Below are 14,345 nucleotides of genomic sequence, written 5' to 3'. Positions count from 1 at the left end.
CCTGTAGATAAACACATCGAATAGATAAATACAAGCCGTGCGGCAGGGCCGATTTTTCTAAAATCAGCCGAGCCGCGTTACTTGGCGTTGTCGTAGGAGTCCACTACGGCCACACTGACCGGGAACTCCACAGGGATCCGGCCGAACAGCAGCTCCTTCGCGGCGTTGGCGGCTTCTTCGATGGCCTGGATGCACGCGTCCACGGAAGCCTCGGGCGCATGGACCATCACTTCATCGTGCAGGAAGAACACGAGCTCCCCGGTAGGGGAGCCTTCGGAACGCATGGTGCGGAGCCGCCGTCGTAATTCAGCAAGCCAGCACGCAGCCCAGTCCGCGGCGGAACCCTGCACCACGAAGTTGCGGGTGAACCGGCCACGGGAGCGCGCGATCGAGTCCGCCCGGCGCTGTTCCTCGGCGGTGCTGGACTGCTGGCTCTGGAACCAGCGTTCGGACGGCGGCGGGCTGCTGCGGCCCAGGCGGGAAGTCACGGTCTTGCCTGCCTCACCGTCGCGCGCGGCCTGCTCCACAAACCCTACGGCGCGCGGATACGTACGGGACAGCTGCGGCATGAGCCGGCCGGATTCTCCTGTGGTGGCGCCGTAAATGGCGCCAAGCAGTGCGATCTTTGCCTTGGCCCGGTCGCCTCCGAAACCCTGCGCGGCGATGCCCGCGTAGAGGTCCTTGTCCCGGGCGGCCTCGGCCATTTTGGAGTCCTGGGCCAGCGCCACCAGCACGCGCGGCTCCAGCTGGGCGGCATCCGCCACGATCAGTTTGTGGCCCGGATCGGCGTGCACGGCGCCGCGGATCTGCCGCGGAATCTGCAGGGCACCGCCGCCGCGCGACGCCCAGCGGCCGGACACCACACCACCTACCACATATTCGGGCTGGAAGCGGCCGTTTTTCACCCAGGCGTCCAGCCAGGCCCAGCCGTTCGCCGCGTGCAGCCTGGCCAGTTTTTTGTACGCAAGCAGCGGCTCGATGGCCGGGTGGGAGGATTCCTTGAGCTCCCACTGGCGTGTGGTTTTCACCTCGATGCCGTTCCGGTGCAGGGCCCGCATAAGCTCCTGCGGGGAGTCCGGGTTCAGGCCTGGCGAATTTAACAGTTGCCGCAGCTCGGCGTTGAGAGCCTCCAGCTTGGCCGGGCGGTGGCCGCTGGGAGGGCGCGGGCCCAGATACTCCGCCAGGATCTGCTCGTGCAGCTCCTCCCGCCAGGGCACCCCCGTGTGCTGCATTTCGGCAGCGATCATGGCGCCGGCGGACTCCGCCGCCAGCAGGAGCTGGAGGCGCTGCTTCCGGTTGCCTTCCGGATTCGCTTGGGCAAGTGCGTCCTGCTGCGCGGCATATTCGATGCGGAGGCCCTCCAGCGAATGCTGCGGTGCCGTGGCGTGGCCGGGTGCGTCGAAGAGCGAGCCCTGGTCCGCCGGAGGGGGCGGTGGCTGAAGGGAGCGGGGCGGCTGCTGGAGACCGTCATCAAGCGTGGGTTTTTCGGCGTTCCTGGCATAAGGAGTGTGGGACGTGAACTCCGAGCAACTCAGGATGGCGCCGCACAGCGTGAGGTCGTAACAGCGTTCCAGCTCCACGCCCGCGCCAAGCAGCGCGGGGTACCACTCCTGTGTGCGGTGCCAGATCCAGCGCGGGCGCGGCTTTCCGGGATCACGGTTTTCGAGGTCACGCACGACGGCGGCGAGCCCTCCGGCGCTGATGACCCGCGGTTCCGGGTTGTCTGGGTGCGGTGTTCCTGCCGCGGTGAGTTCCTGTAGAGCTGCGCCGTCGGTGTGGGCGGCGAGCAGCAGATGCATAGGCTCAATTCTGCCCTGCTGCGGGCGCGGTTCCGCGCGCGAACGGCCGCTTCGCGGACAGCTGGCGTCCGCATGTGCCGAAGATTCACCTGACGTGCCGGCCGGAGCCTCCCACCCGTCCTCCACAGGTGCCGCACTTTCCGGGTTGTCCACATAGCCCCATCCGCCCCTTATTCTTCGTGCCCGCGCCGGGAACAGTGGCTGCATGAGCAGGCACCATCAACAGAATCCAGGGTCAACTACCCCCTCCGGCCTGGCCGGTCCGGTCGCCGGTCCGCCCGGCGCCCCGGTCCTTGGCCGGCCTCCGGGGTCGGCGCACGGGCTTTCCCAGGGCCGTTCTCCGCGGCTGGCACAGCGTGCCCAGGAGGCGGCCAGAGGGCCAGGTGCCTGGCTTCCCGCCGATTCTGCCGAAGTCCTTCTTGTCACCGGCTTCGACTTCCTCCGGGGAGAAGTTGAGCGGATCGTGGCCGCGGCCGGCGGGCAACTGAGGGTTGTGGCCGACGTCGCCGAGGCCGCGCAGTTCTGGGACACGGCCGCCGCCGTGCTGGTGGGGAGCGATGTCCGCGAACTGCCTCCCCGCCGCAGGGCTCCTGCCGTGCTGGTGGGTCTGAGCGGCGAGGGAGACAGCCTGTGGCATCTTGCAGCAGCACTGGGCGCAGAGCGGGTGGCGGTCCTCCCGGACGCCGCGGCGTGGCTGGCTGAGTATCTCAGCCGATCGAGGTCGCCCGAAGCCGGGGGACTGGTGCTCGGGGTAACCGGCGGCTGCGGCGGCGCCGGCGCCACCACCGCTGCCATCTGGATAGCGCAGGCCGCGGCAGGGCTCGGCGCCCGGGTGCTGCTGGTGGACGGCGACCCGTGGGGCGGCGGACTTGAGCTGGCCCTGGCCGCCGAGGAATCGCCGGGGCTCCGGTGGCCGGACCTGTCCGACGCCAGCGGCAGTATTGATCCCGAACAGCTTTCGGACGCCCTGCCGGTGGCGGGAGGCTTCTCCTTCCTGTCATGGCCGGGCAGCCGGGACCGGCCGGCAACTGTGGATTCCGCCACGGTGGGCGGGGTGCTCGATGCCGCCCGACGCGGCTACGAGCTGGTGGTGGTGGACATCGGCAGGGGTACGGAGCCATTGCGTAACTTCGCCTGGGACTGCGACCGCATCCTGGTGGTGGCGCCGGCCCAGCTGAAGGCAGCCGTAGCGTCCGCCCGCTTGCTCCAGGAACTTCCACCGGTGGAGACCGCCTTGGTTGTCCGGGGGAAAGCAGGCGCGGCCCTGGACGGTTCGCTGATTGCCGATTCCGTGGGATTGCCGCTGCACGGGGTCATGCCGGAAGTGCGCGGTGCGGCTGCGGCGACGGAACTCGGGCGCCTATTGGAACTCGGAAAACGGCGGGGTGTCCGCCGCTTCGCCGCCTCGGTGCTGGACCTGCTCGTCGGTGACCTGGCTGCCGGTGACCTGCCGTGAGCGGGTACTCGCCGGTTCCTCCTTCCCTGGGCGTCCGCCGCCGGCAGGCCCGTGTGATGGACTCCGGGTTGCTGGAATCTGTCCGCGAATCGGTCATGGCAGACGCCGGACCCGTGACCCCTTCCCGCGTCGCGGCTGCAGTGCAGGCCACGGGCAAACTGCTGGGAACGTCAGGGTCCCTTGCCGCCGTCGAGCGCATCAGTGCCGAACTGAACGGGCTTGGCCCGTTGCAGCAGCTCACCCGGGATCCGACGGTGACCGACATCTTTGTTAATGCCCCGGACTCGGTCTGGATTGACCGCGGCAAGGGCATTGAACGGGCTCCGGTGGCGTTTGCCGGCGAAGCACAGCTCCGCGCGCTGGCGTCCCGCTTGGTGGCTGCCGGTGGCCGCCGTTTGGACGACGGTTCGCCGTGCGTGGATGTCAGGCTCGACGGCGGCTACCGGGTCCACGCTGTCCTCCCTCCGATCTCGACCGTCGGAACGCTGCTGAGCATCAGAATCCGGCGGGAACAGGTGTTCTCCATGGACGAGCTGCGCGCGGGTGGAATGTTCACTCCGATGGTCCAGGATGTGCTTGAACGGGTGGTGGAGCGGCGGCTGAGTTTCCTCATCAGCGGCGCCACCGGCTCCGGCAAGACCACCTTGCTGTCGACGCTGCTGGGGCTTTGCTCTCCCGGGGAACGGCTGGTGCTCATCGAGGATGCCTCCGAACTCAATCCGGTCCACCCGCATGTTGTGTCCCTTGAATCCCGCCACGGAAATCTGGAAGGCGGCGGCGAGGTGGACCTGGGTGAACTGGTGCGCCAGGCACTTCGGATGCGCCCGGACAGGCTGGTGGTGGGGGAATGCCGCGGCGCCGAGGTCCGCGAACTGCTCACCGCGATGAACACCGGCCACACTGGCGGTGGCGGCACCATCCATGCCAATACAGCTGCCGCCGTCCCCGCCCGGCTCACGGCGCTGGGTGCGCTCGCCGGACTGGGTCAGGACGCGGTGCGGCTCCAGGCTGCCAGTGCGCTGGATGTGGTTGTCCATGTGGAGAGGTCGGCTGGGCGGGGGCGCCATGTTGCCTGCATCGGCGTAGTGGGGGACGAAGCCGGCGGGCTTGCCGTAACTGCTGCCCTGGAAGTCCACGGCAGCAACGTGAGTTTTGGTCCGGCATGGGCTACCTTGGCTGAGCGACTTGGACTGGACAGCGTCGCACTTCCAGATGGCGCTGCCCTGCCGGCCTGCGCGGCTCGTCCAGAAAACGGTGTCTCGCGGCTCGGCGAGCGGATTCCAACCGGATCAGGGGCTGCCGCATGATTCCCCTGTTGATGACGGTCATTGGCTTGGCGCTGTGGCTCGTCCTGCGGCCTCCGCGGGGGCTGGCTGCTCGAGTGCGTTATGCACTGGGCGGACGGTCTGCCAGGGACGAGGGCACAACGCTCGCTGCCAGGACCATCCGACGGCGTTCCGGCCGGATCGGGGCCTTCGGAGGGGCCGTGCCGGCCGGTCGCTTCAACCGGGGAGGGGCACACATCTCCATGACGCTGGTGGTCCAGCAGCTTGCCGCTCTGTTGAAGGGCGGGCGCACACCGGCGCGGCTCTGGGACGAACTGTGGCTGGTCTACGCCGTGGCCGGTGATCCTGGCGGGAGGCCGGCCGGCCGCACCGAGGGTCCGCGAATCAGTCCCGGATCCTTGTCCATGCTAGCCGCTGCCCGCGCCGCCGCCCTCCGGGGTTCCCCCGTTGCGGACGCCATCCGTTCTGCTGGAGCGGCAGCTTTCCCCCAATCAGGCGGCCGCGAACCCCGGATCTGGTCGGAGCTGGCTGCATGCTTTGACATCGCAGAGGCCAGCGGATGCCCTCTGGCGGATGTCCTGACCCGATTCGCAGCCCAGCTTGAAGTCGAGGACGACGCTGAGGCCGCGAGGCAGACAGCCTTGGCCGGGCCAAAGGCCACGGTCAGCCTGCTCACCTGGCTTCCGCTGCTGGGGCTGGGGCTGGGAATCGCGCTGGGCGTTGACCCGCTGGCCATTCTGCTTGGCACACCCCTGGGCATGGCTGCCCTCGCCGCCGGCGTTGCGCTGACCGTCGCCGGCCGGATCTGGTCGGCTCGGCTGGTCCGGTCCGCAGCCGGTGCAGGGTCGCCATGACGGGCGCACTGTTGCCGGGCGCATTTTTCCCGGGCGTCCTGATGGTGGCCCTTCTCGCCGCAGCTGCTGCCCTCGCGTTCACGGACCGTGCCCGGGTGCGGAAACGGTTCCTCAATCGACGGCGGAGTTGGAGCGGCACCGACGGGGCAGAAGTACCCGGCGGCGGGGACGGTGCGGACAAACCAGAGGGCTCGCGGTCCACTCGGCAGGGCCTGCGTGACACCGCCATGATGCTCGAACTCGTTGCCGCCATGCTCGACGCCGGATCCGGCATTGGCCGTTCCCTCGAACTCGTGGCCGCGTCGGCGTCGACTGAATACGGCCGTTCGCTGCGTCCTGTGGTGTCGGCGCTTGCCATCGGCGCCGACTGGGAGACAGCTTGGCGCAGCTCCGAGGTCCGATCGCCGGAAATCCTGGCGTTGCGGGATGCGCTGGGCTTTGCCGCACTCACGGGAGCGCCTTCGTCTGCCATCCTCTACGCGCAGGCTGCCAGGATGCGGCGCGAGCGCTTCAGAGCCGCGGAGAAGCGCGCTGCATCGCTGGGCGTGAAGCTGGTGATTCCGCTCGGGCTGTGCTCGCTTCCTGCATTCATCTGCCTGGGCGTCGTGCCGGTGCTGCTTGCCCTGATCCCGGCCGGAGCCTAGGCAGAAGTCTTCCTCCACAGGGATGTCCATCCCTCCACAATCAGCGCCTACAAGGTTTTATCCACTTAGCCGAACTCAACTCTTACCGGTTTGATTCCGGGCCGGGAGAGTCGGAACAACCGGTAAATCAGCCGGGACCAATGAAAGGGAACACCATGTCAACCAGTTCAAATAACCTCGGTGCAAACAGCGCCCGTCCAAACACCGCCGGTCCGGGCAACACGGGAGCTAATCCGGTGGCGCAGAAGAAACCGGGGCAGGCCGACGTCCTGGAGATTTACCCGGGCGCCAGCGAGGAGCCACGCGTCCGCAGCCGCACGCGCAAGGGTCTGACGGGCTCCGAGACCGGGATGGCTACCGCAGAATATGCCATCGCCACTTTGGCAGCTGTGGGGTTCGCCGGGCTGCTGGTCTTCATTCTTCGGAGCGACGAAGTCCGTGGATTCCTGCTGAACCTCATCCGTACGGCACTGGCCTTGCCGTGACCCCGGTGCATCGCGGCGATGACGTCCGCGGGCGGGGGAATGCCCGCGGCGCCGTCAACTCCGGCCGGGGCGGAACATCCCGAACCGGGGACAGGTCCAGGGGCGCGGTGACAGCGGAGCTAGCGGTGGTCCTGCCGGCAGTTCTGCTGCTCCTGGCGCTGCTGCTGGCTGGATCCGCCGCCGGAGTAACCCAGCTGCGGCTGGAGGAAGCGGCCAGGGCGGGTGCACGGGCGCTCGCACGAGGCGAAAGTGCAGGGGCGGTGGATGGGATTGTCAGGACGCTTGCGGGGGCTTCCGCCTCCGCGGCTGTGGTGGCCGACGGCGAATGGCTCCGCGTGACAGTCTCGGACCGGGCGGGTGGACCGTTCGGCTCCACGGTGCCGTGGACACTGACGGCCAGAGCCTCGGCGCGCGCCGAAACAGCATCATCGGCCGCGGCGAGTTTGCCGCTCGCGGCGGTGGTCGCCCCGGTGGCTTTTGTGCACACCGTGGAGTCGCGCTGCTACGGCCGGAGTGCCGTTGCATGAGGCCGGAAGCGCGCGGCGTATTGCCGGATCATTCGGAACGTGGGTCCGGCACTGTGCTGGCTGCCGGCCTGGCCATGGTGGTCATGATAGCCATGGCCATGCTGCTCCTCCTGGCGCAATCGGCAGTGATGGCCTCCCGCGCTGCAACAGCGGCAGATCTCGCTGCCTTGGCTGGCGCAGACGCGGCGCGGGAAGTGACCACTGGTGAACCGTGCGCGGTTGCGGCCGAGGTGGCAGCGCGTCACGATGCAAGGCTGCTCAGCTGCAATGAAGGAGGTGGCCAAACAGTTGAGGTCCGGACAGAGTTGACGGCCCGGACCATGTTGGGCGCGGCAACAGGCCGTGCCAGAGCCGGACCTCCGCCCTGAGTCCCCGCCGGCCTAGAACGCTGGCAGCGGGCCGGGCTGCCCGGCCAGCTGCCCTGGTTCAGGCCCGGCTTCCAACAGCTCAGTAGCGTCCTTCAACAACACCTCGATGAGCGTGATCGCCGCAGCCTTGTCCAACGGGTTGTTCTTGTTCCCGCACTTCGGTGACTGCACACAGGACGGGCAGCCGGATTCGCACTCGCAGGCTTTGATGGCGTCCCGGGTGGCAGCGAGCCAGACCTTGGCCTTGTCGAAGCCGCGCTCGGCGAATCCTGCGCCGCCGGGGTGTCCGTCATACACAAAGATGGTGGGCACCCCGGTGTCCGCGTGGACCGCAGTGGACACCCCACCGATGTCCCAGCGATCGCTCGATGCGACCAGCGGCAGCAAACCAATGGCGGCGTGTTCGGCAGCATGCAGGGCACCCGGGAACTGTGCCTCAATGAGTCCGGCGCCGGTCAGCGAACGGTTGTCCATCACAAACCAGACTGCCTTCGTGAACAAATCCCTGGCGCCAAGCTGCAACGGCTCCTCGCCCAGAATCTCATTCGAAATCAGCGCCTTGCGCTGGAACGAGACCACCTGTGTCGTCACTTTCACATCCCCGAAGTGCACGGCAACATCGCCCCACTGGGCCGTTCGCTGCGTTTCCAGCACCTCGATCTGGGTGACGTCCCGGGCCGTGGTGTAGTAGTCAGGGTTCGCCCGGCGCACCATAACGCAGTGGTCGTCCTCGTTCAGGTGCTCCACCACATAGCTGTCGCCCTGATGCACATAAATGGCGCCGGTGTGCGCCTGATAGTGGGTCTGCGGCGAATCCATGGTGCCCAGCAGTGAACCCGTATCCGCATCCACAATGCTTACAGGTCCGCCGCCGTCGGCCCTCAGATTCACCATCGCGGCAGCGCTCTGCGGATGCGTCCAGAACCAGCCTGCCGGCCGCCTGCGCAGGTATCCCTGGGCCACCAGCTGGTCCAGCAGTTTCTCCGCAGTGCCGCCGAACAGCCCCAGCTCCGCCATACCGATGGGAAGCTCGGCGGCCGCGGCACACAGATGCGGGCCCAGTACGTAAGGATTGGAGTGATCAAACACCGTGGCCTCAACAGAGACGTCAAATATGGCTTCGGGGTGGTTCACCAGGTAGGTGTCCAACGGATCGTCGCTGGCCACAAAGGCAGCAATGGCGTCCTGGCCCGCGCGCCCGGCCCGGCCGATCTGCTGGAACAGCGATGCCCGCGTCCCCGGCCAACCGGCAACCAGCACGGCATCCAAGCCTGATATGTCGATGCCCAGCTCGAGCGCCGAAGTACTGGAAACACCCAGCAGCTCGCCGGACCGCAGCGCACGTTCCAGGGCCCGCCGTTCCTCAGGCAAGTAACCGGATCGGTAGGCCGCCACGCGCTGGGGCAGGCTGGGATCCACTTCGTTCAGCAGGCGTTTGGTGATGGAGGCGATGGTCTCGGCCCCGCGCCGGGACTTGATAAAGGCGATGGTCCGGATGCGGGAGGAAACCAGATTGGCCAGCAGATCGGCGGTCTCAGCCACGGCCGTCCGGCGTTCCTTGGCCCCGTTCTCACCCCGCAGCTCGGTCAGGGCAGGCTCCCAGAACGCCACAGTGGTGGAACCGTGGGGCGAGAAATCTTCGGACACCGCACGGACGGGCGCCCCGATCAGCCGCCCGAAGGACGTGCCGGGTTCGGACGCCGTGGCCGAAGCCGCAATGAACACCGGACCGGGATGGGAGGTGCCGGCGCCGTAGTACGTGCAGATACGGCGCAGCCTGCGCATCAGGTTGGCCACGTGCGAGCCGAACACGCCACGGTAGCTGTGCGCCTCATCCACAATGACGTACCGCAGCCTGCGGAAGAAGCCGGCCCACCACGGATGGTTGGGCAGAATGCCGAAGTGCAGCATGTCCGGGTTGGCCAGGATGAAGTTGGCGTGGTCCCTGATCCAGCGGCGCGAGGCCGGGTCAGTGTCGCCGTCGTATGTTTCTGCCCTGACGGTAGGTAGCTTCAGCGCGCGGATGGCGGCCAGCTGATCAGCAGCCAGGGCCTTGGTGGGGGACAGGTAAAGGGTGACGGCGCCGTCGTCGTGGATTTTGCCCGGTTCGGAGAGCACCCGGAGCTCCGAGCGGTGGATCGCGTCCAGCGCCGGCAGCTGGTAGGCCAGCGACTTCCCGGAAGCCGTGCCCGTGGCGATCACCACATGCTTTCCTGCATGGGCGAGGTTGGCGGCCTGGATCTGGTGACGGTAAGGCTCGTGGATTCCGAGGGAACCGTAGGCCGCCACGAGATCGGGATGTGCCCACTCCGGCCAGGGCTCATGGACCGCGCGGCGGGCGGGGATGGTGCGCACATGACGGAGCTGTTCCGGGTCCGGGCCGCCGCCCAGCAACGGGATCAGCGAGTCATGTGGGTTCACCTCAACATTCTGTCACCAGGGCAGAAATCGCCGGCCGGCGGATCCCGCCATCCCGGCTGGAAGTCAGCCGACGGAAAGGTCCGAACCCTCTCCGGATGCGGACAGCATCAATACCTTGCTCACCGGCTTCCACCCCAGGTGCGAGTACAGCTTCTGGCCGTCCAACGAAGCCAGCAGCAGGCCGTCTTCAACATCGTGTTCGAACGCCTGCGCGGCAAGGGCTTTCATGATGAAGCTGCCTAGCCCGCGGCGCTGGAAGCCCGGTTCGGTGACGATTTTGTCGAATACGGCGGTGTGGCCCACCACCAGAACACGCCCGCTGGCGGCGACGGTTTCTGCTGAATGGACCACGGCATGGTGGACGCCGTTGGACTCGGAAGTTGCCAGCGAGAGGTCGTCGGCGGAAAGCCAAGGGTCCTCGGCGTCCTGGGTTTCCATGTCCACGATCATCATGCTCTGGGATGCCGACGTCACGTTCAGCCCGTGTTTTTGGGCCAGGAACATGTAGCGCGCGACGTCGTTGCTCAGGATGGTGAGGATCCTCGCCGGCGCCTCTGCCGTCTTCGTGGCCAGCTCTGCGAACTCGGAATCCGAGGGATCGTGCGCAAAATATTCCCAATCCTGCGTGGTGTCCGCCCGAAACGCGGCGGGGAAGCGACCTTCAGTGCTGGTCTCATAACCGCGGCAACCGGCCCAGCCGGTTACCCAGACTTCTAGAAGGTGGGTGATGTCTTCAACCATGGCATCTGGACTCATGAGATGAGACTATTCCAGCGCTGCCACAAGCAACAGGGCTAAGTCGCGGATACCAGACTTGCTTATGCAATTGTGACCGGACCGGACCAAGCCAGATGCAAGCGACGCCGGCCACAGCCGCGGAACTTCAGCACCCCCGCAGCGAGCCGGCGTACCGGATGCCACTCCCGTTGCCCGTGTTCATCGCTGCCACGATCGCGCCTGCGGGGAGCCTGGTTCCGCAGGTTTCCGGGCACCAAGTACCCTTAAATACGTGGCTTTGAACCGAATTGTGCTCTTTTATGGCTTTACCCCGATCGCGGACCCCGACGCTGTGCGTCTGTGGCAGCGCGCCCTGTGCGAGAAACTCGGCCTGACCGGCCGCATCCTGATTTCCAAGGACGGCATCAATGCCACAGTCGGCGGCGAGATGGGTGCGGTCAAGCAGTACCTCAAGACCACCCGCGAGTACAAGGGTTTCCACGGCGTCGACGTGAAATGGTCCGACGGCGGCGCGGAGGACTTCCCGCGGCTGAGCGTCAAGGTCCGGGACGAGATCGTCTCCTTCGGTGCGCCCGGCGAACTCAGAGTCGACGCGAACGGCGTGGTGGGAGGCGGCAAACACCTGCAGCCCGAGGAGCTCCACGATCTGGTGGACGCCAGGAAGAGGGGCGGCGAGGAGGTGGTGTTCTTCGATGGCCGCAACGCCTTCGAGGCGCAGATCGGCAAGTTCAGGGACGCCATTGTTCCGGATGTCGCCACCACCCACGACTTCATCAAGGAACTCGATTCCGGCAAGTACGACGCCCTCAAGGACAAGCCGGTTGTCACCTACTGCACCGGCGGCATCCGCTGCGAAGTGCTGTCCAGCCTGATGGTGAACCGCGGCTTCAAAGAGGTCTACCAGCTCGACGGCGGCATCGTCCGCTACGGCGAAACCTTCAAAGACAAGGGCCTTTGGGAAGGCTCCCTCTACGTGTTCGACAAGCGCATGCACCTGGAATTCAGCGAGGACGCCAAGACCATCGGCGAGTGCGTCCGCTGCTCGGCACCCACCAGCAAGTTCGAGAACTGCTCTAACCTCAGCTGCCGCACGCTTACCCTGTACTGTGCCGGGTGCGCGTCGAACCCGGAGACCCTGCGCTGCCCGGAAGGCTGCGCCGCCTGACCTGGTGATCGGGTCTGTTGAGTCCGGGGGCGCGGCAGGCTCAACGCGTGGGCGCTCAGATCCGGCTGACGCGGTACGCGAAATTCGAGGCCGACTGGGAATCCACCCGCACGGTGAGCAGCGTATCTGCGCTCAGATACACCACGTTCACCCTGGATGTTCCGCAGCGCAGGCTGAGGTCCACGAGGGCAAATTGGTCGTCCCGCACCGTGAAGGAAACCCGGCGCTGGCTCCGGCACGCGAGAGTCAGCGCGTATGTCCCGCTGGGCAATTGGCCGGTGGATTCCGTCCTGACGTGGCCGGCTGCCAGCGACCCGAAACTGCTGCGGAATTGCTGCCCTTCAGCGTCCGGCAGGACCTGCGCCGCCCATGCCTCCAGTTCCGCCCCGGACACGGGCTCGTTCAGGCGGGGATCCTGAGGCAACGCGGCGCTCGTGAACGGCGGTGCCGCTGATGAAACCGCGGAATCGGGCAGAGGTTCCCGGCCGTCGTCATACGAATACTCGCAGCCGGTCAGGACAGCGCCGGCACACAGCGCAACGCAAAGTACGACGGCGGCTGCCGGGGTGCGCAATGGAGGCACCCGGGGTGCCGGCCAACGGGGAGGACGCACCTTGGCCACATGCGCGGTGGGCATACTCTGACTTTATGCCCGTGCTTGGCTCCAAACCATAGGGGCAGCCGGTCCGTCCGCCGCCCGTGTGTCTCACGACGTGCAACGTGACAGAACCAGTCTTGAGCTGAACCACATGTTGCGTGACGCCGCGCAGCCGAACGTGAGCTCCAGCAGGGTTCCGCCGCCCAGTTACCAGGCGGCCACCAGCTGGTAGGCGTAGATGAGCGGGGCGTCCACACTGGAGGCGCTGATCGCCACTGGGCCCGGCGCCGGCAGGGTTACTTTCACGGTTTCGCGGCTGCCGTTACACGCTGCGCCGGTGTCCACCAACTTCTTGCCCGCGGAGCTCACGGCTAAAAACGCCTTGCCGCCGCCGTCGCATGTCAGGGTCAGCGTGTAGCCGCCCGCGGCAACGTTGGGCGTTTCCCGGACGACCGGATCCCGGTTCAGAATCTTGCCGGAATCCTCCAATATCATCCCGCCTGCGGACGGCAGCGCTGTGGCTTTCCAAGCAGGAACATCGGCGTTTTCAATCGAAACGGCCGCAGAGCAGGCGGTTGCGGCCAGCAGCACAACGGCGGCGCCGGCCGCCCCGGAAACGGCGCGGAGGAGCACCGGAGGAAGTTTAGCCATGCCTCCAATTTACCCGCTGAACCTTGGCATGACTGACGCCCTGCCACGCCTACCCCGCGATCAGCTCGGGCACCAGCCCCTGATGCAGAGCCAGATACACCCTGTCCCGCAGGCCGTTGGCTTCCTGGTCAGTCAGGGTGCGGTCCAGCGGCTGCAGCACCAGCCGAAGCAGCACGTTCACCTCCCCGGGAGCCATGCGGAGGCGTTCGACGGCGGCCGGCGGCAGCTCCGCCGTCGGCGTCACCGCTTTGACCTCAAGCGTTGCCAGCACATCAGCATCACCACCGAGAGCGCTGCGGGCGAGGTCGCCGAGCCATTCGGCGTCGGCGTCTGCCGCGTTTGCCAGCACCAGCGAGAGATCCCGCCTGACCTCCGGCATCACCGAGACAGGCCGGTACGGCTGCAGATCCAGCAGCTGCGCCTGGACCTCCGGGCTTTGCGAGCGCAGGAGCCGGATATCGCCGATCCCCTTCCGCAGCATCAGAGCCCGGTCCAGGCCCATGCCCAAAGCCAGCCCTGCCCAGCGCCGCGGATCCAGGCCGGAACCGCGGAGGATCGGCGCGGCCACCAGCCCGCACTCGGCCAGCTCCAGCCATTCGCGGCGTCCGTCCGGCAGGGCGATCTGCACATCCAGCTGCCGGCCCGCGGCCGTATAGCTGTGTTTCGAAGGCGTGGCGCGCCACCGCACGTCCGGATACTCTTCGGCGGGCAGCACGGCTTCAACCACGGCGGCCATCATGGTGTGCAGCTCTGCGGCCCCCAGCAGCCCACGCGATTTGATCCGCCACAGGTCCACCTGGTGCGGGGCACCCACATGGGTGCGGTCAATCGCGTCTCGACGGTACACGAGGCCAGGGAGCACATGCAGCTGGTCGTAATAGCCGAGTTCGTCCCGGAGCGAGTCCAGCAGCGCCGGGATAGCGGCGACGTGTGGCTGCGGAGCATAACCGTGGGGCTCACATGGCGGGAGTAGCGCGAGTCCCGGGTGACGTCGTCGGGCGAATATCCCAGGCGGTCGTAGTTGTGCGAGGTGGCCACCAGCGGATTGATCCGGTGGGTCTGCGACGGCACGTCCCAACGCCGTTCCAGGGCGACGACCACCTCTGCCAGGAGCAGCTGCATGGCGTGCGGGCCGGCGGCAGGATCGGACAGATCGCGGAGGGCCAGGGCGGAATTGAGGTCAGTGAGGGAAAGGTAGTTTTTCATGGCAGGGTCCTTGGGTTCAGCTGCGGGAGGGGAGTTCACCCTCAGCCGCTGAGCCGGACGGACCACGGCAGCTGCAGTTATGCGCGCGACAAGTAGCCCGTGCGGCCGGGAAGCGGCCGAGGGCTCATAAATCGCTGCTGCATACGC

At 67.0% G+C, this 14,345-nt stretch carries 15 protein-coding genes; 8 read left to right on the top strand and 7 right to left on the bottom strand.

The window, feature by feature from the left end; translation table 11 throughout:
- Nucleotides 1-77: 77 nt before the first annotated feature.
- Entirely contained in the window at nt 78-1,799 is a 1,722-nt protein-coding gene (locus V3C33_15300) for a bifunctional 3'-5' exonuclease/DNA polymerase (GenBank protein ID XAS66829.1), read from the bottom strand.
- A gap of 205 nt (nt 1,800-2,004) precedes the next feature.
- Here V3C33_15300 and ssd point away from each other — a divergent pair, with 205 nt between their 5' ends.
- From ssd to V3C33_15265, 7 genes are all read left to right on the top strand, one after another.
- The gene (ssd, locus tag V3C33_15295) at nt 2,005-3,255 is read left to right on the top strand and encodes a septum site-determining protein Ssd (protein XAS66828.1); all 1,251 of its coding nucleotides are present in this window, start codon (nt 2,005-2,007) and stop codon (nt 3,253-3,255) included.
- Nucleotides 3,256-3,311: 56 nt separating this feature from the next.
- Nucleotides 3,312-4,562, top strand: a complete 1,251-nt coding sequence (locus V3C33_15290; protein XAS69754.1) for a TadA family conjugal transfer-associated ATPase — start codon at nt 3,312-3,314, stop codon at nt 4,560-4,562.
- Complete coding sequence (locus V3C33_15285; protein XAS66827.1) at nt 4,559-5,395, top strand: hypothetical protein; 837 nt, start codon at nt 4,559-4,561, stop codon at nt 5,393-5,395. Before V3C33_15290 ends, V3C33_15285 begins: the two co-directional genes overlap by 4 nt.
- Nucleotides 5,392-6,039, top strand: a complete 648-nt coding sequence (locus tag V3C33_15280) for a type II secretion system F family protein (GenBank protein XAS66826.1) — start codon at nt 5,392-5,394, stop codon at nt 6,037-6,039. The genes V3C33_15285 and V3C33_15280 overlap by 4 nt, the downstream gene beginning before the upstream one ends.
- 155 nt (nt 6,040-6,194) lie before the next feature.
- Nucleotides 6,195-6,524: a DUF4244 domain-containing protein gene (locus tag V3C33_15275; protein XAS66825.1), complete on the top strand. Its 330-nt coding sequence runs from the start codon at nt 6,195-6,197 to the stop codon at nt 6,522-6,524.
- A complete protein-coding gene (locus tag V3C33_15270) occupies nt 6,521-7,051 on the top strand; it encodes a TadE family type IV pilus minor pilin (GenBank protein XAS66824.1) in 531 nt (176 codons plus the stop codon). Before V3C33_15275 ends, V3C33_15270 begins: the two co-directional genes overlap by 4 nt.
- Nucleotides 7,048-7,419, top strand: a complete 372-nt coding sequence (locus tag V3C33_15265; protein XAS66823.1) for an Rv3654c family TadE-like protein — start codon at nt 7,048-7,050, stop codon at nt 7,417-7,419. The genes V3C33_15270 and V3C33_15265 overlap by 4 nt, the downstream gene beginning before the upstream one ends.
- A 12-nt stretch (nt 7,420-7,431) precedes the next feature.
- Here V3C33_15265 and V3C33_15260 read toward each other — a convergent pair whose 3' ends face one another.
- Both V3C33_15260 and V3C33_15255 read right to left on the bottom strand, forming a co-directional pair.
- Nucleotides 7,432-9,840, bottom strand: coding sequence for a DEAD/DEAH box helicase (locus V3C33_15260; protein XAS66822.1), 2,409 nt, complete (start codon nt 9,838-9,840; stop codon nt 7,432-7,434).
- A 63-nt stretch (nt 9,841-9,903) separates the two neighbouring features.
- Complete coding sequence (locus V3C33_15255) at nt 9,904-10,596, bottom strand: GNAT family N-acetyltransferase (GenBank protein ID XAS66821.1); 693 nt, start codon at nt 10,594-10,596, stop codon at nt 9,904-9,906.
- A 253-nt stretch (nt 10,597-10,849) separates the two neighbouring features.
- On the opposite strand from V3C33_15255, the gene V3C33_15250 reads away from it, so the two are divergent.
- Nucleotides 10,850-11,743: a rhodanese-related sulfurtransferase gene (locus V3C33_15250; protein ID XAS66820.1), complete on the top strand. Its 894-nt coding sequence runs from the start codon at nt 10,850-10,852 to the stop codon at nt 11,741-11,743.
- 55 nt (nt 11,744-11,798) lie between these two features.
- On the opposite strand, the gene V3C33_15245 is transcribed toward V3C33_15250, so the two are convergent.
- The 4 genes from V3C33_15245 to V3C33_15230 all read right to left on the bottom strand — a co-directional run bounded on the left by V3C33_15245 (nt 11,799) and on the right by V3C33_15230 (nt 14,198).
- Nucleotides 11,799-12,380 carry a hypothetical protein gene (locus tag V3C33_15245; protein XAS66819.1) on the bottom strand — a complete coding sequence of 194 codons (582 nt, stop codon included), beginning with the start codon at nt 12,378-12,380 and terminating at the stop codon, nt 11,799-11,801.
- Between the two features lie 168 nt (nt 12,381-12,548).
- Nucleotides 12,549-12,992, bottom strand: a complete 444-nt coding sequence (locus V3C33_15240; protein ID XAS66818.1) for a hypothetical protein — start codon at nt 12,990-12,992, stop codon at nt 12,549-12,551.
- Nucleotides 12,993-13,041: 49 nt separating this feature from the next.
- Entirely contained in the window at nt 13,042-13,839 is a 798-nt protein-coding gene (locus tag V3C33_15235) for a hypothetical protein (GenBank protein ID XAS66817.1), read from the bottom strand.
- Nucleotides 13,728-14,198 carry a hypothetical protein gene (locus tag V3C33_15230; GenBank protein XAS66816.1) on the bottom strand — a complete coding sequence of 157 codons (471 nt, stop codon included), beginning with the start codon at nt 14,196-14,198 and terminating at the stop codon, nt 13,728-13,730. Before V3C33_15230 ends, V3C33_15235 begins: the two co-directional genes overlap by 112 nt.
- Between the last annotated feature and the right edge of the window lie 147 nt (nt 14,199-14,345).

It is taken from the genome of Micrococcaceae bacterium Sec5.7, assembly GCA_039636785.1.
Classification (GTDB): domain Bacteria; phylum Actinomycetota; class Actinomycetes; order Actinomycetales; family Micrococcaceae; genus Arthrobacter.
Note: the sequence above shows the minus strand (reverse complement) of the source record. Positions and strands in the feature narration are given on the sequence as shown.